At 72.9% G+C, this 21,060-nt stretch carries 20 protein-coding genes, 2 tRNA genes and 1 pseudogene; 17 read left to right on the forward strand and 6 right to left on the reverse strand.

Features of this window, described 5'->3' with window-relative positions; genetic code table 11:
- The first annotated feature begins 90 nt into the window (after window positions 1-90).
- The 6 genes from NYZ98_RS17875 (at window position 91) to NYZ98_RS17900 (ending at window position 5,033) form a co-directional block, all read left to right on the forward strand.
- Window positions 91-804: a TetR/AcrR family transcriptional regulator gene (locus NYZ98_RS17875; RefSeq protein WP_262843937.1), complete on the forward strand. Its 714-nt coding sequence runs from the start codon at window positions 91-93 to the stop codon at window positions 802-804.
- A gap of 137 nt (window positions 805-941) precedes the next feature.
- Window positions 942-1,802, forward strand: a complete 861-nt coding sequence (locus NYZ98_RS17880) for a DUF11 domain-containing protein (RefSeq protein ID WP_262843938.1) — start codon at window positions 942-944, stop codon at window positions 1,800-1,802.
- A 91-nt stretch (window positions 1,803-1,893) separates the two neighbouring features.
- Complete coding sequence (locus tag NYZ98_RS17885; protein ID WP_262843939.1) at window positions 1,894-2,274, forward strand: hypothetical protein; 381 nt, start codon at window positions 1,894-1,896, stop codon at window positions 2,272-2,274.
- The gene (locus tag NYZ98_RS17890; RefSeq protein WP_262843940.1) at window positions 2,271-2,660 is read left to right on the forward strand and encodes a hypothetical protein; all 390 of its coding nucleotides are present in this window, start codon (window positions 2,271-2,273) and stop codon (window positions 2,658-2,660) included. Before NYZ98_RS17885 ends, NYZ98_RS17890 begins: the two co-directional genes overlap by 4 nt.
- Before the next feature lie 57 nt (window positions 2,661-2,717).
- Window positions 2,718-3,479, forward strand: a complete 762-nt coding sequence (locus NYZ98_RS17895; RefSeq protein ID WP_262843941.1) for an SRPBCC family protein — start codon at window positions 2,718-2,720, stop codon at window positions 3,477-3,479.
- Window positions 3,480-3,773: 294 nt separating this feature from the next.
- A complete protein-coding gene (locus NYZ98_RS17900; RefSeq protein WP_262843942.1) occupies window positions 3,774-5,033 on the forward strand; it encodes a CynX/NimT family MFS transporter in 1,260 nt (419 codons plus the stop codon).
- A 34-nt stretch (window positions 5,034-5,067) separates the two neighbouring features.
- Here the strand turns inward: NYZ98_RS17900 and NYZ98_RS17905 are convergent, their stop codons facing one another.
- Window positions 5,068-6,090, reverse strand: a complete 1,023-nt coding sequence (locus NYZ98_RS17905) for an aldo/keto reductase (protein WP_262843943.1) — start codon at window positions 6,088-6,090, stop codon at window positions 5,068-5,070.
- Between the two features lie 102 nt (window positions 6,091-6,192).
- Between NYZ98_RS17905 and NYZ98_RS17910 the strand changes: the two genes are divergently transcribed.
- The gene (locus tag NYZ98_RS17910) at window positions 6,193-7,179 is read left to right on the forward strand and encodes an AraC family transcriptional regulator (protein ID WP_262843944.1); all 987 of its coding nucleotides are present in this window, start codon (window positions 6,193-6,195) and stop codon (window positions 7,177-7,179) included.
- On the opposite strand, the gene NYZ98_RS17915 is transcribed toward NYZ98_RS17910, so the two are convergent.
- Both NYZ98_RS17915 and NYZ98_RS17920 read right to left on the reverse strand, forming a co-directional pair.
- A complete protein-coding gene (locus tag NYZ98_RS17915) occupies window positions 7,136-8,407 on the reverse strand; it encodes a CU044_5270 family protein (protein ID WP_262843945.1) in 1,272 nt (423 codons plus the stop codon). The two genes, NYZ98_RS17910 and NYZ98_RS17915, sit on opposite strands and share 44 nt — an antisense overlap.
- Window positions 8,408-8,409: 2 nt before the next feature.
- A complete protein-coding gene (locus tag NYZ98_RS17920; RefSeq protein WP_262843946.1) occupies window positions 8,410-9,006 on the reverse strand; it encodes an RNA polymerase sigma factor in 597 nt (198 codons plus the stop codon).
- A 468-nt stretch (window positions 9,007-9,474) separates the two neighbouring features.
- Here NYZ98_RS17920 and NYZ98_RS17925 point away from each other — a divergent pair, with 468 nt between their 5' ends.
- The gene (locus NYZ98_RS17925) at window positions 9,475-10,827 is read left to right on the forward strand and encodes an amidase (RefSeq protein WP_262843947.1); all 1,353 of its coding nucleotides are present in this window, start codon (window positions 9,475-9,477) and stop codon (window positions 10,825-10,827) included.
- Between the two features lie 3 nt (window positions 10,828-10,830).
- Here NYZ98_RS17925 and sigJ read toward each other — a convergent pair whose 3' ends face one another.
- Window positions 10,831-11,745 carry an RNA polymerase sigma factor SigJ gene (sigJ, locus tag NYZ98_RS17930; RefSeq protein ID WP_262843948.1) on the reverse strand — a complete coding sequence of 305 codons (915 nt, stop codon included), beginning with the start codon at window positions 11,743-11,745 and terminating at the stop codon, window positions 10,831-10,833.
- 156 nt (window positions 11,746-11,901) lie between these two features.
- Between sigJ and NYZ98_RS17935 the strand changes: the two genes are divergently transcribed.
- Window positions 11,902-11,974: transfer RNA gene (locus NYZ98_RS17935), tRNA-Ala, on the forward strand.
- Between the two features lie 48 nt (window positions 11,975-12,022).
- Window positions 12,023-12,583 (forward strand): GntR family transcriptional regulator, encoded by a 561-nt coding sequence (locus NYZ98_RS17940; RefSeq protein ID WP_262843949.1) that lies wholly within the window; start codon window positions 12,023-12,025, stop codon window positions 12,581-12,583.
- Between the two features lie 143 nt (window positions 12,584-12,726).
- Here NYZ98_RS17940 and NYZ98_RS41535 read toward each other — a convergent pair.
- A pseudogene (locus NYZ98_RS41535) lies at window positions 12,727-12,825 on the reverse strand (hypothetical protein); the annotation flags it as partial.
- Between NYZ98_RS41535 and NYZ98_RS17945 the strand changes: the two are divergent.
- The 7 genes from NYZ98_RS17945 to NYZ98_RS17975 all read left to right on the forward strand — a co-directional run bounded on the left by NYZ98_RS17945 (window position 12,788) and on the right by NYZ98_RS17975 (window position 18,965).
- Window positions 12,788-13,324 carry a nuclear transport factor 2 family protein gene (locus NYZ98_RS17945; protein WP_380707577.1) on the forward strand — a complete coding sequence of 179 codons (537 nt, stop codon included), beginning with the start codon at window positions 12,788-12,790 and terminating at the stop codon, window positions 13,322-13,324. The pseudogene NYZ98_RS41535 and the gene NYZ98_RS17945 sit on opposite strands and share 38 nt — an antisense overlap.
- 75 nt (window positions 13,325-13,399) lie before the next feature.
- Window positions 13,400-14,212 carry a GNAT family N-acetyltransferase gene (locus NYZ98_RS17950; protein ID WP_262843951.1) on the forward strand — a complete coding sequence of 271 codons (813 nt, stop codon included), beginning with the start codon at window positions 13,400-13,402 and terminating at the stop codon, window positions 14,210-14,212.
- A gap of 452 nt (window positions 14,213-14,664) precedes the next feature.
- Window positions 14,665-15,318 (forward strand): class I SAM-dependent DNA methyltransferase, encoded by a 654-nt coding sequence (locus NYZ98_RS17955; protein WP_262843952.1) that lies wholly within the window; start codon window positions 14,665-14,667, stop codon window positions 15,316-15,318.
- A gap of 147 nt (window positions 15,319-15,465) precedes the next feature.
- Window positions 15,466-16,257, forward strand: coding sequence for an SDR family oxidoreductase (locus tag NYZ98_RS17960; protein ID WP_262843953.1), 792 nt, complete (start codon window positions 15,466-15,468; stop codon window positions 16,255-16,257).
- Window positions 16,254-17,099, forward strand: coding sequence for an SCO6745 family protein (locus NYZ98_RS17965; RefSeq protein WP_262843954.1), 846 nt, complete (start codon window positions 16,254-16,256; stop codon window positions 17,097-17,099). The genes NYZ98_RS17960 and NYZ98_RS17965 overlap by 4 nt, the downstream gene beginning before the upstream one ends.
- A 154-nt stretch (window positions 17,100-17,253) precedes the next feature.
- Window positions 17,254-18,780, forward strand: a complete 1,527-nt coding sequence (locus tag NYZ98_RS17970; protein WP_262843955.1) for a vWA domain-containing protein — start codon at window positions 17,254-17,256, stop codon at window positions 18,778-18,780.
- A gap of 112 nt (window positions 18,781-18,892) precedes the next feature.
- Window positions 18,893-18,965: transfer RNA gene (locus NYZ98_RS17975), tRNA-Ala, on the forward strand.
- A gap of 137 nt (window positions 18,966-19,102) precedes the next feature.
- On the opposite strand, the gene NYZ98_RS17980 is transcribed toward NYZ98_RS17975, so the two are convergent.
- Complete coding sequence (locus NYZ98_RS17980; protein WP_262843956.1) at window positions 19,103-20,983, reverse strand: propionyl-CoA synthetase; 1,881 nt, start codon at window positions 20,981-20,983, stop codon at window positions 19,103-19,105.
- Window positions 20,984-21,060: the final 77 nt, after the last annotated feature.

The following is a 21,060-nucleotide window of genomic DNA, read 5'->3' on the forward strand; positions in this document are numbered from 1 at the left end:
TCCTTTTCGTACGCTGTAGCGTCTGACCGTACACCGTATCGCCTGTTCCGTACACCGTAGCGATTTGCGCTACGCCGTACAATGTGCCGTGTGAACGAGGCCGGAGAGCGGGCGCGCGGCCCGGTGTGGGTGCGCGAGGCGGGCAAGCGGCGATCGGCGCTGTCGCGTGAGGCGATCGTGGACACCGCCGTCGCCCTCGCGGACGCCGAAGGGCTGGCGGCGGTCTCGATCCGCCGCGTCGCGGGCGAACTGGGCGCCAGGGCCATGAGCCTCTACACCCACATCGAGCGCAAGGAGGACCTGCTCGACCTGATGTTCGACAAGGTCGCGAGCGAGACGTGCGTGGCGGGCGGGCTGCCGCCGGGGTGGCGCGAGGGGGTCTCGGCGATCTCCAGGGCCACGCGGAACGCCATGCTGCGCCACCCGTGGATGGTCGACCTGGCCGCGCAGCGTCCGAAGATCGGGCCCAACAGCCTGCGCCACGGCGAGCAGTCGCTCACGGCGCTCGCCGGCCTCGACCTCGACGACGAGGCGAAGGGGCTCATCCTCACGGCGGCCGACGACTACACCTTGGGGCACACGATCCGCGAGGTCTCCAGGGGCGTCGCCGTGCGGCGGGATGGGGGCAGCCAGGCCGAGCGGGAGGCGCTCCTCCAGCCCTACATCAGCGAACTCATGGAGACCGGAGACTTCCCGAACCTCGCCCGGTTCATGAAGACGGACTTCCCGGGTGCGGTGGACAACTTCGAGCGCGGCCTGAAGTGGCTGCTCGACGGTCTCGCGGCCGACCTGTCCCTCCCCTGACCGCGCCCGCGCCGGCCGGGGAAGATGTCCACAACTGGCCACTACCTATCGTGACCAATTAACTGCAATTTGCTGTCGTCGGCGGATATCTGCGGCGATAGTCGGAGGGTTCAGGTCTTCGACGTCGAAAGGCTGCGATGAGATCCCTCCGGCACCCCCTCCTCCTGGTGGCCACGGCCATCGCGATGGTCATGTCCCTCGCCAGTCCCGCGGCCGCCGACCCGCCCGAGGTGACGCTGTCCCTGTCGCCCGCTCAGGTCACCACCGGAGGCTCGGTGACGGTGGGCGTCACGGTCACCAACGTGCACGGCTTCACCGTCCTCAACGCGGCCGCCAGGCTGTTCACCAGCCCCGTGGCCCTGCCGTCCTACGCCACGCTGACCGGCTGCGCGGGCGCGGCGGGCGCGTGCTCGACCGTGTCCGACGGCACCGGGCCGATCGGCTTCCAGGCGCCGGTCGGAGCACTGGCGGGCGGCGCCTCGGCCACCGTCACGTTCACGCTGGCCATCGCGCAGAACGCCCAGCCAGGCGAGCGGACGTTCCAGGGTGAGCTGCGCGGCTCCAACTACGCCTCCGAGATCGTCAACGGGCCGGTGCTGACCATCGTCAGCGAGGCCGACGCGGCCGTGGCGCTCACCGCCGCCCCCAAGCTCGGCCTGCTCGTCCCGAAGATCGAGTTCACCGTGCGGGTCACCGACAACGGGCCCGGCGTGCTGCGCGACGCCACCGTCACCACCCCGCTCCCCGCCGGGTTCACCGCCGTGTCGAGCGACTGCGCCACCGCCTCGGGCACCGTCACCTGCACGACGGGGCAGGTCGCGCTCGGCGGGTCGGTGACCAGGAAGTTCTCGGTCCCGGTGGGGCTGCTGAGCATCGGGGTGCCGTACACCTTCCGTGCCACGCGCACCGCGTCCGACCCGGCCGACCCCGTGTCCTCCAACGACGCCGCACAGGTCCGCTGCACCGTCCTGTCGATCGTGCTCGTGACCTGCTCCTGATCCCGGCTCCGGCCGGCGCGTGGCGGGTCCGCGGGGGCGGACCGAAATGAGGATCGGGGTGGCGGGCCGATAATCTACCTGCCATGACCCCGTGTTCCCCGGCCGTGCGATGATCGGCGCCCTCGCCACCGCGCTGATCATCGGCTCGCTGCTGCTGGCCGCGCTGTGCGTGATCGTGGCACTGCGGGACCGGCCCATGGGCATCGTGCTGCTCTCGGGCATCGGCCTGCTGGAGCTCGCGCTGCTGACCCAGGCGGGCGTCGGGATCGCCAAGGTCGTCGGCGGCGAGCATCCCGCAGAGACGGCGACGTTCATCGGCTACCTCGCGGGTTCGATCCTGATCCCCCCGGTCGCGGCCTTCTGGGCGCTCGGCGAGCGCACCAGGTGGGGCCCGGCGGTCGCCGCCGTCGGGTGCTTCGCCATCCCCGTCATGGTCGGCAGGTTGCTGCAGCTCTGGCAGGGGACCGCATGACCGGTACGCGGGTGAACACCGGGCCCGGCCGCCTGCTGGTCGCCGTCTACGGCGTCTTCGCGCTCGCGGCCGGCGCCCGCGCCGCGGTGCAGATCGCGACGAAGTACCACGAGGCGCCCCTGGCGTACGTGCTGTCGGCGTTCGCGGCGGCCGTCTACATCGTGCTCACCGTGGCGCTCGCGCGCGGCGCGCGCGGGACGGCCCTCGCCGCCTGCGTGATCGAGCTGGCCGGGGTGCTGGTCGTCGGCACGCTCAGCGTCATCGATCCGGCCGCGTTCCCGCACGCCACGGTGTGGTCGGGCTACGGCAGCGGCTACGGTTTCATCCCCCTGGTGCTGCCGCTGGTCGGCCTCCTGTGGATTTTCCGCACCCGCGGGCCCGAATAGGCCAGGGTCTGCGGGGCAGGGCAGGTCTTCGTACCCACAAAAAAGGGAGGAAGCCTGATGAGCACCATCGAGCACTCGGTCGACGTGGCCGTGCCCGTGCGGACGGCCTACAACCAGTGGACCCAGTTCGAGAGCTTCCCCGAGTTCATGGAGGGCGTGGAGTCGGTCAAACAGATCGACGACACCCGCTTGCTGTGGAGCGTCCAGGTCGCCGGCGTGCACCGCGAGTTCGCGTCGGAGATCACCGAACAGCGGCCCGACGAGCGGGTGGCGTGGCGGTCGCTGGAGGAGCCCTGGCAGGGCGGCGTGGTGACCTTTCACCACATCACCGACGACACCACGCGGGTGATGCTCCAGATGGAGTTCTCCCCGGAGGGGTTCGTCGAGACCGCCGGCGACAAGCTGCAGCTCGTCCGCATGCGGGTCCACGGGGACCTCGAACGGTTCAAGAAGTTCATCGAGTCCAAGGGGCATGAGACCGGTGGCTGGCGCGGTGAGGTGCCCGCGCCCCTCGACGGCGACCACAGCGCCGCGGCCCGTACCGCTCCGGACGCCGACGTGATGCGGGGCACCGGCGCGACCGCCGGGTCCGGCGTGGTTCCGGAGACGATCCCGGCCGCGCGGCCGGAGGCCGTCCCCGGCGCGATGGCGGGTCCCGGGCCCGTCCACCGCCCCGACGACCCGATGCCGCCGCAGCCGGTCCAGCGGGAGTACCCGCCGGACGCGGCGCTCCCGGCGCCGGGCAGCGGGCCCGTCTCTCCCACGGGCACGCCCCGCTGGGACGACGAGCCGCCGCTCACCCCGGAGCGCCTCGCCTGACGCGCTGACCGCGTCCGGGCGGCACCGGAGTCCAGGCGACACCGAAAGGGGACAGGGCCGACCCTGTCCCCTTTCCCATGTCACGAAATATCGGGCCCTGAACTGGAGTTGGAGCCGGTCGGGGGTGGAAGCGGGAGGCCGGGGTCAGGAACCGGTGCCGGGTAAGGCGGGGTGGGGGCCGGGAGGCAGGACGGGGCGGAGGGGAATGTGGGGGGCGGGATCTGTTAGTCTTGGGGATGTCCAATCATCCTATGATTCGACAACCCCTCGACACGCGAAGGACTGACCCCCGCGATGACCGTGCTCGCCCCGGACGGGCCCCTGACGACCGCACAGGCACGGAGGCCGGTGACCGCACCGGCGCGGAGGCCGGCCCGTACGGGATCGATCGCGTGGCTGGTCGTGCTCGGCATCGTGCTCGCCGCGCTCAACCTGCGCACCGCCGTGACGAGCGTCGGACCGGTACTCCAGCAGGTGAGTCAGGCGCTGGGCATGTCGGGGGTGGTCACCGGCCTGCTGACCACCCTGCCGGTGCTGTGCTTCGCGGTGTTCGGGTCGGTGACCCCGTCCCTGGCCCGGCGCGTCGGCGAGCACCGCCTGCTGCTGGCGGCGCTGGTGTTCCTCGGTGCGGGCCTGCTCGTCCGCGCCCTGGTCGGCTCCGCCTTCGTCTTCCTCGCGGCCAGCGTGCTGGCGCTGTCCGGGGGCGCGATCGGCAACGTGCTGATCCCGACCCTGATAAAGCGCCACTTCCCGCGCCGCACCGGGGCGATGACCACCCTGTACGCGACGGCCCTGGCCGTCGGCACCATGCTCGCCGCCGCCGCGACGGTCCCGATCCAGCGGGCCGCCGACGGCAACTGGCACGTCGCTCTCGGCGTGTGGGCGGCACTCGCCGCTGTGGCCGCCATTCCGTGGCTTGCGCTTCTGCGCAGTGAGCCGGAGCGGGACAGCGCGCGAGACGGCGCCGGGACGCGAGCCCTGGTGCGCACCCGGCTGGCCTGGGCCATCGCCGGATACTTCGGCAGTCAGTCGCTCGTCGCCTACGTGATGTTCGGCTGGCTGCCCCAGTTCCTCCAGGACAAGGGGTACACCGCCGCCCAGGCCGGTGCCAGTCTGGCGGTGTTCGCGGCCCTCGGCATCCCCGTCGCGCTCGCCGTGCCCGCCATCGCGGCGCGCACCGCCGGCCAGCGCCCGATGATCGTGGGCTTCGCCGCCCTCTACGTCGTGGGCTTCGCCGGCATGCTGGCCGCCCCGGTGTCGACCCTGTGGATCTGGGTGATGGTGGTCGGCGTCGGCATGGGCTCGTTCCCGCTTGCGCTCACGCTGCTCGCGCTCCGCACCCGCCGGGCGGAGGTGACCGCCGCGCTGTCCGCGTTCGGGCAGAGCACCGGGTACCTCATCGCCGGCGCGGGCCCGATCGTGGTGGGCGTGCTGTACTCCGCGAGCGGCGGCTGGGCGCTGCCGTTCGCGCTCCTGTTCGCCGTGATCGCGGCCCAGGTCGTGACCGGTTGGTACGCGGCGGGCGACCGCTACCTCGAGGACGAGCTCGCCTGAGACGCGCCGTGGCCCGGCGCGCCTCGGTGTCCGCTCAGGCGGGCACGGGGTCGCGCCAGCTCTGGTCCGCCTGGATCCAGCCGGGGTAGCGCGGCGGGACGCGGCCCGCCGCGTCGAGCTCGCCGAGGTCCTCGGGGGTCAGCTCCACGTCGGCCGAGGCGAGGTTGGCGGTCAGCTGCCGGGTGTTCCTGGCCCCCACGATCACGCTGGTCACCGCGGGCCGGGTCAGCACCCAGGCCAGCGCCACCTGGGCGACGGTCGCGTCATGACGGCCGGCGACCACGCGCAGGGCGTCGACGATGTCGTAGGCGCGCTCCTTGTCCACCGGCGGCAGATCGGCCTTGCTCCGCCGGGCGTCCCGGTCGGCCGAGCCGGCGCGGTCGAACTTCCCGGACAGGAAACCCCCGGCCAACGGGCTGTAGACCAGCAGTCCCAGCTTCTCCTCGAGCAGCATCGGCACGAGCTCGGCCTCGATGTCCCGGCCGGCCAGGGAGTAGTACGACTGCGAGGAGACGAAGCGCGACAGCCCGCGCAGGTCGGAGACGCCGAGCGCCTTCGACATCTGCCACGCCGCCAGGTTGGACGCGCCGATGTAGCGGATCTTGCCCTGGCGCACCGCGTCGTCGAGCGCGGCGAGCGTCTCCGCGATCGGGGTGATCGCGTCGAAGTTATGGATCTGGTAAAGATCTATGTGGTCGGTCCGCAGCCGCCGGAGGCTGCCCTCCAGCGCGCGCGTGACGTGCAGCCGGGACAGGCCCACGTCGTTGGGGCCGGTGCCCATGCGGGCGGCGAGCTTGGTCGCCAGCACCACCTCGTCGCGCCGCGACGCCAAGATCCGCCCGAGCATGGTCTCGCATTCGCCCGCGGCGTACATGTCCGCGGTGTCGACCAGGTTCACGCCGGCGTCGAGCGCGGTGCCCACCAGGCGGCCGGCCGCTTCCAGATCGAGGCCGCCGATGATGTTCCACGGCGCGGTGTCACCTCCACCGAAGGTCATGGTGCCGAGGGCGATGCTCGAGACGAACACCCCGGTATCGCCGAGCGGGTTGAACCGCATGTGCGTTCCTTTCTGCTGACTCGTGGTTCAACCTAGGCAGGGCATGACGCATAATCCATGGTCAGGAGTCCAGGATCCTTCTTCGACCGTCCAGGAGGGCACGTGGATCCGCTGTCCGACGTACTCGCGCTGCTGGACGTCCGCGCGGCGCTTCCGTCCCGGTTCGAGGCGACCGGGCGGTGGGCCCTGCGGTTCGAGCCCTACCAGCACCTCAAGGTCGGCGCCGTGCTGGAGGGCCACTGCTGGATCAGCTCGGAGGGAAGCGACCCCGTGCACCTGCGGGCGGGGGAGTGTTACCTGCTCGCCAGCGGGCGGTCGTTCACCTCCGCCTCCGACCTGGACACCGAGCCGGCCGACGGCATGGCGGTGTTCGCCAGGAGCTGGCCGGACACCGTGTACCACACCGGCGCCCCCACCGGGCGGGACGATCCGGGCCGCACGGTCCTGGTCGGCGGGGCCGTGATGTTCGACGACACCACGTCCATGCTGCTGCTGGACAACCTGCCCTCGTGCGTGCGCATCGCCGCGGACAGCCACCGGGCCACCGTGCTGCGCCCGACCCTGGAACTGCTCGGCGCGGAGACCTCGGCCGACTCGCCGGGGTCGGCCACGATGCGGGAGCAGCTGACCACCGTCCTGTTCGTCCAGGCGCTCCGCACACTGCTGTACTCGGACGCCTGGGCGGACGGGCGGCCCACGGGGTGGCTGGGCGCGCTGGGCGACCAGCACGTCGGAGCGGCGCTGACGGTGATCCACCGCGAGCCTTCTCGCCGGTGGACGGTCGCCGACCTGGCGGCCGAGGCCGGCATGTCGCGGAGCGGCTTCGCGTTGCGTTTCCGCACCCAGGTCGGCCTTACGCCGCTCGACTACCTGGCCCGGTGGCGCGTACGCTCCGCCGCGCGGGCGCTGCGGTCCACCGACCGCACGGTCGCCTCGATCGCGGCGGAGTTCGGGTACGCGTCCGAGGGCGCCTTCAGTTCCGCCTTCAAACGGGTCACCGGCCAGGCACCGACCGAGCACCGCCGCGCCCCCGAGGGGATGCCGGTCAGTCGTGGTGCGGGTCCTCGCTGGTCCATCCGGCCTGCTTGACGCTGGTCTGCATGAGCAGGGTGCCGGCGCCGAGTCCCCGGTAGGTTCCGGCGGTGATCGTCTGCTTCTCGCCGATGACGGTGTGGGTCTCCGGGTCGAAGATGATCATGTATTCGAAGGCGGCGTCGCTCTCGTCGATCATCTTGCCGTCGGCCGCGATCCCGATCCCCGCGCGGCCGTCGGAGGTCGTGACGTCCTGCCGGGAACGCACGCCCGGCAGGTCGGCCAGCACCCGGAACGCCTCGGCCCTGACCTTGGGCGACGCGGGCTGGTCGATCAGGAACACGAACCCCTGCTGCAACTTGGCGGCCGGCCCGGCCTCCTGTCCCGCGGCGCGGGGGAACAGCAGCTCCTGGAACCGGCCGGGGTCGGCGGCGATCCTCTCCTTGTCCTGCCAGTTCAGCAGGGTGGCCGGGGAGCACTTGGGGGCGGCCTCCGGCCGGGCGCAGAGCTCCTTGAGCGAACGGGCGGCCTGCCGCTTGTCCTCCGGTGAGGCCTTCTCCTGCCGCCAGTCGCCCTCGCCGGTGGTGTAGGTGACGAAGTCCTCGTTGTTGCGGACCTTGAACGAGGAGGGGGAACCCGCCGACTCCCAGGCGGCCTTGTCCCGGTCGGTCAGGGGGTGGGCGGGCAGGTCACGCTGGAAGGTGACGTCGGTGTCGCCGGCCGAGGGGGAGCGCCATCCGTCGAACTCGCTGGGAGCCAGGATGGTGTAGCTGGCGGGCCCCTCGACGGTGCCGGTGGAGCCACCGACCGTGTGCAGCCGCCAGAACCGGCCCTCCGGCTCGGCCGCCGCCGTCCGTGCCGCCGCCAGCAGGATCGTCCGGGCCGTCGGCTGCCCGGAGGCGGTCGACAGGGCCACCGGCGGGGCGGGAACGGTGACCGGGCCGTCACCGGAGCCGGAGCCGGTGATCGTGATCGCCACCGCGGCGATCGCGGCCGCGGCGGCGAGCCCCACCGGCACGGTCCCCCGCCGCCACCCGCGAACACGCAGGACCGGCACGTCGGCCCAGTCGCGCCCGCCACGACCGTTACCGCCACGACCGCGCCCTCCACGACCGTGCTCATCCCCGCCTCGGCCGTGGCCGCCAGGACCGCCAGAAACGCGGCTTCCGGCGGTCTCGGCGGTCACGCCGGTCTCGGCGGCGAGCCGGGCGCGGACGCGGGCCCTGAGCCCGTCGTCGGGGGCGATCCGGCCGTAGGCCTCGCGCACCATCTTCAGATCGTCCATGGTCATGCCTCTCGGGGAAGGTCGAGGTGGGTGCGGTACATCGGATTGGTGTCGCCGAGCACGGCGCGCACCTTCTTCCTGGCGCGGTTCAGCCGGGATCCGACCGTCCCGTAGGGGATGTCCAGCGCGGCGGCGATCTCCTGGTGGGTCAGCCCGGCCAGCGCCACCAGCAGCAGCACGTCCCGGTCCCGCTCACTCAGCGAGGCGATCGCCCTGGCCAGCTCCGGGCGCAGCCGCTGCGCGGTCACGGCGGACAGCACCTGGTTCTCCGGGCTCTCGGCGGGGGGCTGCGGCGCCTGCCGGCCCATCGCCCGCAGCGCCCGCACCTCCACCCGCCGCTGCCTGCTGACGCGGTGGGTGGCGATCCCGTACAGCCACGCCCGCACCCCGCCCTGTTCGGCGTCGTACCGCGACCGGTTCCGGAACGCGGACAGGAACACGTCCGCCACCACGTCCTCGGCCGCGCCCGCCCCCAGCCGGGCGGCAACATATCGGTGGATCTCCGCGAAGTACGCCTCGAACACCACCGCGAACCGTTCCGGCTCGGCGAGCGAGAGCCGCACCTCGGCGGCCTCGTCCACCCCCGGCCCGGCGGTCATACAGGAGTCCTGGTCATCGGTCACCTCTCGGCAGGACGAAAGCGGTCACCGGGTATAGCCCGCACCCCGCGACCGCTTTCACGCCCGCCACCGCACGACCGTCCCCGCCACCTGCACGCGACCAGCATGCCACCACGTCCGCCCAGGTCAGAGCGGCGGAAGGAGGACGGTCAGTCGTTCTTGAGCCGGCCACGACGGTGTGATCATCCCCGGAGGTCACGGCCCGATGCAGGACCTGGCCGTCGACGCCGACGTCGCCCGAATTCTCACGGCCCTGCTGCGGACCCCACGAAGGTGGTGGCCTCGCTGTGCCACGGCCCGGCCGCCTTCTTGTCCGCGTTCGCCGCCCGCGCCTGACCGGCCGTCCCCGCGTTCCGCGGACCGGAAGGGCGCCGGTAACGTGCGGTCCATGACAGCGTGTGGTCCTCCCCGCATCCCCGCAGGCCTCGCGGCCGTCCGCCCGGCGACGTGACCGGCGCCCGCCCCCGGGGGTTCTTCGCCGGCCGCACGATCACCGGCCTCGCGCGTGACCTGGACGCGGGCGTCCTGTCCGCCGCCGAACTGGTCGAGCACGCCCTGGACGCGATCGTCGCGCTCGACCAGGCGCTCAACGCCTTCGTGACCGTCGACGCGGGCGGAGCGCGCCTGGCCGCCCGCCGGGCGGACGCCGAACGCGCGGCCGGCACCCACCGGGGGCCGCTGCACGGGATCCCCGTCGCGGTGAAGGACATCATCGACACCGCGGGCCTGGCGACCCGGATGGGCTCCGCGCACTTCGCCGACCACGTCCCCGCCCAGGACGCCACCTGCGTGCGGCGGCTGCGCGAAGCCGGCGCGATCATCGTGGGCAAGACCACCACCCACGAGTTCGCGTACGGCCCCACCGGCGACCGGTCGCACAACGGGCCCTCACGCAACCCGCACGACCCCGCGCGGATGACCGGCGGGTCCAGCGGCGGCAGCGCGGCGGCCGTGGCGGCGGGCATGGTCCCCCTCGCGGTCGGCACCGACACCGGCGGTTCGGTGCGCATCCCGGCGGCGCTCTGCGGCGTCGTCGGCTTCAAGCCCGCGTTCGGCGCGGTGCCGGTGGACGGGGTCTTCCCGCTCGCGTCCTCACTCGACCACGTGGGGGTGCTCGCCGGCACGGCCGAGGACTGCGCCCTGGCCTTCCACGTCCTGTCCGGCCGCCCGCAGGGCCCCGCCGCCGCCGAGGCGGACGACGAGGGGGACGCGGGCGCGCCCCGGGTCGGCTGGCTGGCCTCCGACGCGGCCACCCTCGCCGACCCGATGGTCAGCGGCCTGGTCAGGGCCGCGTTCCCCGGCAGCGACGAGATCCCGTTCTCCGGTGTCTCCGAGCTGTTCGGGACCTACGCCGCGATCCAGGGCAGCGAGGCGTACGCCGTGCACGCCGACCGGGTCGCGCGGGCCCCCGAGCTGTTCGACCCCGAGGTGCTGCGACGGCTGCGCCACGCCAGCGCGGTGCCCGGCTGGCGGTACGTCCGCGCGCTGGAGGCCCGCGCGTCCTTCCGGCGGCACGCCGCCGGGCTCCTCGGCCGGTACGACCTGCTGGCGCTGCCGTCCGTCGCCGTCGCGGCCCCGCCGATCGACGCGCGCGACCTCGACCTCGGCGGCGTCCAGGTCAAGGTCCGCGACGTCCTGCTCGCCCTCACCAGCCCCTGGAACCTCGCCGGCCTGCCCGCGCTGAGCGTCCCCGCCGGGACGGTCGGCGGCCTGCCGGTGGGCGCCCAGCTCGTCTGCGCCCCCGGGCGTGAGAGGACGCTCTTCGCCTACGCCGACCGCCTGCGGGCCCGCCTCGGCTGAGGGTCAGACGCTCTCGGTCGTACCGGGCCCTCCGAGTTGTGCGAGCTTGTCCGGGTTCGCGATGAGGTAGACGGTCTGCACGAGACCGCCGGACAGCAGCAGCGAGATCACCGTGATGGGCTTCCCGTCGAGGGTCACGATGGCCGCGGGGCCGCCGTTCACCTCGGCCGTCCGCACCTCGTAGACCATCGTGCCGGGGAGGCCGAGCGAGGCCAGGAAACGGAGCACCCCGCTCTCGGAGGCGGCGGCGTCGAGGAACCGCGCGACCTTGCCCGCCCCCTCGATGACGCGGACCGGCGCCCTGGCCTTGCCGCCGCCGTCGGCGACCAGCCGGACGTTCTGGGCGAGCAGCTCCAGCAGCCCGTCCACGTCCCCGCCGGAGCACGCGCCGATGAAGCGCTCGGTCACCTTCCGGCGTTCGGCCCGGTCCACGTCGAAGCGGGGCCTGCGCTCGTGCACGTGGTCGCGCGCCCGCCGGGCGAGCTGCCGCGTCGCGGGCTCCGCGCGGCCGATCACCTCGCCGATCTCGACGTACGACATGCCGAACGCCTCGCGCAGGACGAAGACCGCCCGCTCCAGCGGGGACAGGGTCTCAAGGACGACCAGCAGGGCGAGGTCGACGGAGTCGGCCAGCTCGACGTGCTCGGCGAGGCCGGGTTCGGTGCTGATCGGCTCGGGCAGCCACGGCCCGACGTACGCCTCGCGGCGGGCCTTCACCTTCCTCAGGCGGTCGATGGCCAGCCGGCTGGTCACCCTGATCAGGTAGGCCCTCGGGTCCTCGACGCGGGAGGCGTCGACCTCCGACCAGCGCAGCCACGCCTCCTGCACCACGTCCTCGGCGTCGGCGGCGCTCCCGAGGATCCGGTAGGCGACGCCGGCCAGGACCCGGCGGCTCTCCTCGAAGATTTCTACGGACATGTTCCACCAGACGGTTCGGCACCCCTCCGACGTGACATGGCGGTCCCCCTGACTTCCGGAGGGGCGCCCGTGCGGTGATCGCCGCCACCGGCGCCCGGGGTCATATCTGGTTTCCACGCGGTGGCCAGATTCCTATAGACTGTCGGCGCATCGCAAGGGGCTATGGCGCAGCTGGTAGCGCGCCTCCATGGCATGGAGGAGGTCTGGGGTTCGAATCCCCATAGCTCCACAGAACGGCCCAGACCGGGAATCCGACCGGGGGAGGCCGGGCACGATCGTGGAACGTAGAACGCCGAAGGTGCTGGTCCGGCGGGCGCTGCCGACCGAGCCGGGCGTGCGGGCCTCGGCGTCGCTGTTCGTGACCGAGGCCGAGAGCCAGGGGATTCGTGCCGGTCGCCGCATGCTCGGCGTCGGTCCAGAACCCGCAAGCGAGCACATCGCCTCGGCCCTGCGCGTGGAACCCGGCACGGACGTGCTGGCGCGGCGCAAGCTCCTGACGGCCGATGACGTGCCCGTCCGCGTCGCCACCAGCTTCTTCCGCCTCGACCTGTTCGGCGGGACCCCATTGTGCGCCCCCGACTTCGTCCGGCCCAGCCTGCAGGCCGGCATCGCGGCCCTCGGCTTCCGCTTCGGCCACGCCGAGGAGGTCCTGCTCGCGCGCCGGCCGACGGCGTTCGAGGCCGAGACGCTGTGGCTCGACCCGGGGGAGTGGGTCGTCCAGATCGTGCGGGCGGGGTACGCCGCCGACGACACCCCGGTCCACGTCCTGGAGACCGTCTGCGCCGCGTCGCGGCACGTGTTCCCGATCAGCCAGGTGACCGGCGCCGACGAGTTCTGACCGCCGCAGGGACGGCCGCGACCAAGGCCCGGCACGGCCGGGCGGGTGGGGGTACCGGGATCAGGCAGGCGCGTGACGAGGCCGCCGGGGTCGGCGGTCCGCTCGGCGTATCCGGCTCCCACCAGCTCGGCGACGATCTTCGAGGCGCCCTGCTGGGTCATGCCCAGCCGCGCGGCCAGCTCGCTGATCGGGGGCTCGGCGCCGATGAGGTGCTGGAAGACGTACCCGTGCGAGAACCGCAGGCCGGTGAAGCCGGCGGTCTCCAGGTCGCGCTGGACGGGCGAGGCGGCGCCGAACCCGACGAACAGCGCGAGGGTGCCGAGGTCGAGATCGGCCGGCTCCACGTCGGTGCGGGCGGCCCGCCGCTACCACGACGCCGTCTCGCGGGGTGTCACCGGAGACGCGCTCGCGGAGTTCTTCACCCCCGATCTCGTGCACCACGAGCTGCCGAACGCGCTGATCCCCGGCGGCCTGGTCCGCGACCTGGAAGGGATACTGAAGGCGGCCGACCGGGGCCGCCGCGTGATCGAACGCCAGAGCTTCGAGGTGCTCAGGGTGGTGGCCGAGGGCGACCGTGTCGCGCTGGAGGTGTCGTGGTCGGGCGTGCTCGCCGTGCCGCTCGGCGACCTGCCGGCCGGGCACACGCTCCGCGCCCATGTGGCGACCTTCCTCGACGTCCGGGACGGCCGGATCGCCGGGCAGCGCAACTACGACTGCTACGACCCGATGAAAGCGGTGTGAGACGGCGGTCGCCGGACCTCGGGGAAGCTTGGAAACGGGTCGACCGGAGGCCCGCCGCTTGGGACACTGTCCCGCATGCTGTGGACGTTCACCTCGGTCCTCGACGAGTTCCCCGGCGCCGCCGACGCGTGGCTGCGCCGCGACCCCGTGCGCAACACGGTCGCGCTGACCGTGCTCGGCCGCCTGCGGCACGGGCTGTGGAACGAGGGCCTGATGCTCGGCTGGCTCACCGAAGGCGACGAGGTGCGGGGAGCGGTCCTGCACACCCCGCCGTACTCGCTGGTCCTGGCCGACATCCCGCTCAGATCGGTGCCCTCGCTCGCCGAGGGGCTGCGCGGCCGTGAGATCACCGGCGTGAGCGGGCCGGTGGCGCAGGCCGGCGCCTACGTCGCGACGTCCGGCCGCCGGGAGCTGAGCCGCATCTCGCAACGCCTGTACCGGCTGGGCGAGCTCCGGCCGCCGTCCCTCAGCGGCACCGTCCGCGTCGCCGGGGACGACGACATCGAGCCGGCGGCCGAGTGGATCCGCGCCTTCATGGCCGAGGCCGAGCCCGGTCACGCCGAGGACGACCCGCTGCCCCAGGTCAAGCACCGCGTCGGGCAGGGCGAGTTCGTGCTGCTGGAGGACGAGGGACGGCCGGTCGCGCTGGCCGGGTTCTCACTCCCGATCATCGGGATGTCGCGCATCGGCCCGGTCTACACCCCGCCGGAGTCCCGAGGGCGCGGGTACGGCTCCTCGGTGACCTACGGGGCGACCCGCGCGGCCCAGGACGCGGGCGCCGACCTGGTCCTGCTGTTCACCGACCTCGCCAACCCGACGTCGAACTCCATCTACCAGACCCTCGGCTACCGCCCGGTGGCCGACTACGCCTCCATCGCCCTGGCTTGACACCGGGGTGGTGGCCGGCTGGAGAACCGCTGGGAAACACGTCGTTCAGCCGATGGCTCATTCCCGGTCAAGACCATCCGTAAAGGGCCGGATCCGGTAGGCGATACCTCACGCATCGGGTTCGCCGGGTCGCCGTCGCGTGACCGTGCGCGTGCGCGGGCGGTCCCCGGCAGCGGCGCCTCCGGCCGGGCCGCAGCAGGCCTCCTTCCCCTCTGCCAGCGGGGATCCGGCCGGCGGTGAGGTGTGATCACCGGGGGTGACGGCCGCCGCCGGTGAGACGTGGCAATTGCCGGTCCGCCCCCGGCCGTGATCCGCAATTGCGTTTAAAAGCGACAAGATCCATATTTGGCCCCCTATATTGCTAACTCCGGCCCTGACTGGCCTTGACTTAGTGTGTAATATCCCTCTATCTATGAGAGTCGGATAACAGGTTCCAGTGGTGGGTGGACGGGATGACAGCGAGAGGCTCGCGCCAGGCACACCGCGCCGCGCAGGCCGGCGCGTTCGACCGCATCGGTGAGCGTTATGACGAGGCGTTCCCCTACAAGGGCGGGCAGATAGCGTCCGCAGAGTGGCTGCTCCGCAAGCTCCGCCCGGGCGCCCGGGTGCTCGACGTCGGCTGTGGCACCGGCCTGCCGACCGCCAGGCAGTTCGTCGACGCCGGGTGCGAGGTGACGGGCATCGACATCTCGCCGGTCATGCTCGACATCGCGAAACGCAACGTCCCCGAGGCCGATCTACGCCGGATCGACGCCGTGGAGCTGGACGTCGGCCTCGGCCGGTTCGACGCGATCGTGGCCTACTTCTCGCTGTCGATGCTCCGGCGGGACGAGATCATGACGACGCTGCTCACCCTGCACGAGCTGCTCGTCCCCGGTGGCTGGCTGGCCCTCGGCATGGTCGAGATCGACGTGGACAACGCCCCGGTCCGCGTCCTGGACACCCCGGTGCGGATGACCGGGTACGCCCGGTACACCCTGCGGGCGGTGGTCCAGGAGGCCGGGTTCAGCGTGCGTGAGCAGATGGACCTGGCCTACGTGCCCGCGACCGAGGACGAGCCCCTGGAGATGCAGCTGTTCCTCAACTGCCGCAGGAACACCTTCTGACCCGTGCCCGCGCCCGGCCGTGCGCCGGTGGGCGGGTCGGCGGAGCCCGCGACATGTGCGGCGGGCATGATGGAGATGATTGACGGGCAGGGAGCGAGACGCTTAAGTTCCGGATACCGACTGGTCGGTTTGAACGGAGTGGGGCGTATGCGGGTACAAGACCGGATCGTCGTCGTGACCGGGGCGGCCAGCGGCATCGGGCGGGCCATGGCGCGGCGGTTCGCGGCCGAGGGTGCGGCCGGGGTCGTCGTCGCCGACCTGGACGAGGCGGGCGCCACCCAGGTCGCCAAGGACATCGGCGACCAGGCCATCGCCGTGCGGGCGGACGTCTCCTCGCAGGACGAGGTGCGCGCCCTGATCGACACCGCCGAGGAGGCGTTCGGGCCCGTCGGCCTGTTCTGCTCCAACGCCGGGGTGATCACCGGCCAGGGCCTGGACGCCGGCGACCTCGAATGGACCAGGACGATCGCGGTGAACGTCCTGGCCCACGTGTACGCCGCGCGCGTGCTGGTGCCGAGGATGGTCGAGCGGGGCGGCGGCTACCTGCTGCACACGTGCTCGGCCGCCGGGCTGATCAGCTGCCCGGGGGACGCGCCCTACTCGGTCACCAAGGCGGCGGCCATCTCCTTCGCCGAGTGGCTGTCGATCCACTACCGGACCAAGGGCATCGGCGTGAGCGTGCTGTGCCCGCAGGGCGTGCGGACCGGGATGCTCAGCGGGGACGTCGACGCCCAGCACCTCACCGCCCGCGCCGTCGTCGCCTCCGGCCCGATCCTCACCCCGGAGGCGGTGGCCGAGTCCGTGGTCGAGGGCCTCGACGCCGAGCGGTTCTACATCCTGCCGCACCCCGAGGTCGCCGAGTACGTCCGGCGCAAGTTCGACGACCCCGACCGGTGGCTGTCCGGCATGGCCAGGTTCGTCGATTCGCTGGAGGCATGAGATCCGTGGTCAGCACGCACACCGCCAGGAGGGCCTGGCGCCGGCTCGAGCCCGTCCACGGCATGATCTACTTCGTGCCCGAGGCGGTCAAGCAGTTCACGGCGCTCGGCGTGTCCGACCGGCAGATGGGCTACTTCGCCTCGCGCGCCGCCGCCCTGGGCCGGGCGAGCGCCGAGGTGGTCATCGCGACGTTCTACAACTTCAACCCCGAGCTGGTACGGCGGGCGCTCCCGGCCGTCTGGGAGATCACGACCCCCGAGCAGCTCCTGGACGCGCGCCTGCGGGCGGCGGGCGACGCGCTCCAGCGCGCGGGCCTGGACCGGCACCCCGACCTCGCCGAGACCGTCACCCTGGCCAGAAGGGCGGCCGAGGCGGCCTGCGAGCACCTGGAGGGGCGCCCGCTGTTCGCGGCGCACACCACGCTGCCCTGGCCCACCGAACCCCACCTCGTGCTGTGGCACGCCCAGACGCTGCTGCGGGAGTTCCGCGGTGACGGCCACGTCGCGGCGCTCACCTTCGAGGGGGTCAACGGCCGCGAGGCCCTGGTCCTGCACGCGGCCAGCGGGGAGGTGCCCGCCGTGTTCCTCAAGGCCAGCCGGGGCTGGAGCCCGGCACAGTGGCGGGAGACCGAGGACGACCTGCGCGGGCGCGGCCTGCTCGGCGAGGGCCTGACCCTCACCGAGCGCGGCCAGGCCCTGCGCCGGGGCATCGAGGAGCGCACCGACACCCTCGCGCTGCCCGCCTACGACGTCCTGGGAGAGGACGACTGCGCCCGCCTCGCCGAGATCGCCCGCTCCTTCGGCAGGGGCGTCGTCGACAGCGGCCTGCTGAACGTGGGCTGACCTCCGCTCACCGGGCCCGCCGGGGCGCTCACGGCCACCCGGCGGGCGCGGGGGCGGGTCACGTGGCGGAAACGGTTAGCAGTCGCTTGGGTGACGGGTCAGGCCACCGGCGCCCGCTCTCCGTCGTAGGGGGTGATGCCGAGGGAGGCCTCCTATGAAGACCCGAGTCCTGGCCTGTGTCCTGATCGCGCTCGCCCTGATCCTCGCCGCCTGCGGCGGGTCGTCGAACGACACCTCCGGAGCCCGGGAGCCGGCCTACCCGCCCGCTCCCGCCAACGGGAACGAGAACGAGAACGGGCGCGCCGCGAACCCGACCGCGGTCGCCCCCCGGTCGGAACCCGAGCCGAGCGCGCGGGCGAGCTCCACCTCCCAGGGCGTGCCCGCCGAGACGGTGAGCACCTTCGCCCTCGACGTGGACACCGCCTCCTACGGGTACGCGCGCGGCCAGCTCAAGGAGGGGCGGCTGCCCGAAGCGGACCGGGTGCGGCCCGAGGAGTTCGTCAACGCCTTCCAGCAGGGGTACGCCGAACCCTCGGGCGACGGCTTCGCGGTGCAGATCGACGGGGCCAGGGGGGCGGCCGACGAGACCGCGCTGCTGCGCGTCGGCCTGCAGACCAGGACGGCCGAGGCCGCCGCGCGCCGTCCCGCCAACCTCACCTTCGTCGTGGACGTGTCCGGCTCGATGGCCGACCCCGGCCGGATCGACCTCGTGCGCGACGCCCTGAACACGCTGGTGGACCAGCTCGGCCCCGGCGACCAGGTGTCGATCGTCTCCTTCAGCGACGAGGCGCGGGTGCGCCTGCCGATGACGCCCGCGAGCCGGCGCGGCGACCTGCATCGCGCGATCGACGCGCTCGGGGTCGAGGGCTCGACGAACCTGGAGTCCGGCCTGGTCACCGGGTACGACCAGGCGGCGCGGGCCTTCCGGCCCGTCGCGACCAACCGCGTCATCCTGCTCTCCGACGGTCTGGCCAACACCGGCGACACCTCCTGGCAGGGCATCCTCGACCGGGTCGAGGAGCAGGCGGGCCGCCAGATCACGCTGCTGTGCGTCGGCGTCGGGCGGGATTACGGGGACGCGCTGATGGAGCAGCTCGCCGACAACGGCGACGGCGCCGCGGTCTACGTCAGCTCCACCGAGGAGGCGCGCAAGATCTTCGTCGAGCGGCTGCCCGCCAACCTCGACCTGCGGGCCCGCGACGCCAAGGCGCAGGTCGTGTTCAACCCGGCCACCGTCGCCTCCTACCGGCTCCTCGGATACGAGAACCGGGCGCTCGCCGAGAAGGACTTCCGCGACGACTCCAAGGACGGCGGCGAGGTCGGGCCGGGCCACGCGGTCACCGCGCTCTACGCCGTGCGGCTGCGCCCGGGGACCTCGGGGCAGCTCGCCATGGCGAGCGTCCGCTGGCAGGACCCCGACAGCCGCGAACCCGCCGAGGTGAGCCGCGCCGTGGAGGTGTCGGAACTGTCCGGCGCGCTGTGGGAGGCGTCCTCGCCGAGGCTGCAGGTGGACGCCGTGGTCGCCGCCTTCGCCGAGCGGCTCCGGCATTCGGACAACGAGCTGTTCGCCGAGGACCTCGACGGCCTGGCCGGGCACGCCGAGCGCCTGGCGAAGGCGACCGAGGACCCCATGGTCACCGAACTGGCCGACCTGATCCACAAGGCCGGCTCCCTGCGGTGACCACCCGCCGGGGGCGGGCCGGGCGGTCCGCCGAAAAGTTCGTCCCCGGCGCGATCTCCGATAGACTGGAGGGGTACCGAGGCGGCCCGGCCGGCCGTCCCCGGTGCCACCAGGGGCTATGGCGCAGCTGGTAGCGCGCCTCCATGGCATGGAGGAGGTCTGGGGTTCGAATCCCCATAGCTCCACGCGATTCCGAACGGCCCCGCACTCTGTGGTGCGGGGCCGTTCGCCGTCCAGCGCCGCTCCGCCCCTCAAGGTCTCTCTGACCCCAGGGCCTCGTCCTCTTGACCCGGAGTCCTGTCTTCCACCGGCCGAGGGCCGGTCAGGGGTGAGGGCGCAGGACCGGGCGCAGGGCGTCCAGGACGGAGGCGTCCTCGATGGTGGAGGGGACCGGGCCCTCGGTGCCGTCGGCGATGCCGCGCATGGTCTTGCGGAGGATCTTCCCCGAGCGCGTCTTGGGCAGGCCCGGCACGATGTCCACCCGCCGCAGGCTCGCCACCGCGCCCACCTGGTCGCGGACCAGGCGCACCAGCTCGTCGCGCAGCACGGCGTGGTCGGTGCCGACGCCGCTCTTGAGCACCACCAGCCCGCGCGGCACCTGCCCCTTCAGCTCGTCGGCCACGCCGATCACCGCGCACTCGGCGACGGCGGGATGGCCGGCCAGCACGGCCTCCATGGACCCGGTGGACAGGCGGTGCCCGGCGACGTTGATGACGTCGTCGGTGCGGCCCATGACGAACAGGTAGCCGTCCTCGTCGACGTGGCCGCCGTCGCCGGTCAGGTAGTGGCCGGGGTAGGCCGACAGGTAGGAGGCCACGTAGCGCTCGTCGTCCTGCCAGAGGGTGGGCAGCGTGCCCGGGGGCAGCGGCAGCCGCAGGCAGATCGCGCCCTCCTCGCCCGGCGCGCACTCCCGGCCGTCGGGGTCGAGCACCCGCACGTCGTACCCGGGCACCGGGACCGTGGGGGAGCCGGGCTTGATGGGCATGGGCGCCAGGCCGCGCAGGTTGGCGGCGACCGGCCAGCCGGTCTCGGTCTGCCACCAGTTGTCCACCACGGGGACGCCCAGCTTGTCGGTGGCCCAGTGGTAGGTGTCGGGGTCGAGCCGCTCGCCCGCCAGGAACAGCGTCCTGAGCGAGGAGATGTCGTACTTCGCCAGGAGCGACGCCGAGGGGTCCTCCTTCTTGATCGCCCGGAACGCGGTCGGCGCGGTGAACAGCGTGTTCACGCCGTGGTCGGCGATCACCCGCCAGAAGGCCCCGGCGTCCGGCGTGCCGACCGGTTTGCCCTCGTAGAGGACGGAGGTGGCGCCGAGGAGCAGGGGGCCGTACACGATGTAGGAGTGGCCGACCACCCAGCCGACGTCGGAGGCCGCCCAGAACACCTCCCCGGGCGCGACGTCGAACACGTTGCGCATGCTCCACAGCAGGGCGACGGCGTGGCCCCCGTTGTCACGCACGACGCCCTTCGGCTTGCCGGTGGTGCCGCTGGTGTACAGGATGTACAGCGGGTCGGTGGCGGCGACCGGCACGCAGCCGGCCGGTTCCGCGGCGGCCATCGCCTCGGCCCAGTCGAGGTCGCGACCGGGCACCATCGTGGCCGGGGCCTGCTCCCGCTGCAGGATCACGCACCGCGCCGGCTTGTGCCCGGCGAGGTCGAGCGCGCCGTCCAGCATCGGCTTGTACTCGACGACGCGGCCCGGCTCGATGCCGCAGGAGGCGGACACGACGACCACCGGGCGGGCGTCGTCGATGCGCATGGCCAGTTCGCGGGGGGCGAACCCGCCGAACACCACCGAGTGGACCGCGCCCAGGCGGGCGCAGGCGAGCATGGCGACGACCGCCTCGGGCACCATCGGCATGTACACGACCACCCGGTCGCCCCTGCCGACGCCGAGCCCCTTGAGCACGCCGGCGAAGCGTGCCACCTCGGCGAGCAGCCCGGCGTAGGTGTAGGTGCGCGTCGTGCCGGTGACGGGACTGTCGTGGATCAGGGCGGCCTGGTCACCGCGCCCGGCGGCGACGTGCCGGTCGAGGGCGTTGTGGCAGGTGTTGAGCTCACCGCCGGCGTACCACCGGTAGAACGGCGCGTTCCCCGCGTCCAGCACGGTCGCGGGGTCGCGGTCCCAGGTGACGGCGCCGGCGGCCTCGCCCCAGAAGCCGCCGGGATCGGTGACGCCGCGCGCGTAGACGTCCTCGTATGACATGGTCGCCCCACCTGCCGATCGTTCGACGAACCGCCATCATGACGCAGCGGAGCGGGGGAACGACAGGGCTCGCGGGC

The organism is Sphaerisporangium corydalis (assembly GCF_025506355.1).
Classification (GTDB): Bacteria; Actinomycetota; Actinomycetes; order Streptosporangiales; family Streptosporangiaceae; genus Sphaerisporangium; species Sphaerisporangium corydalis.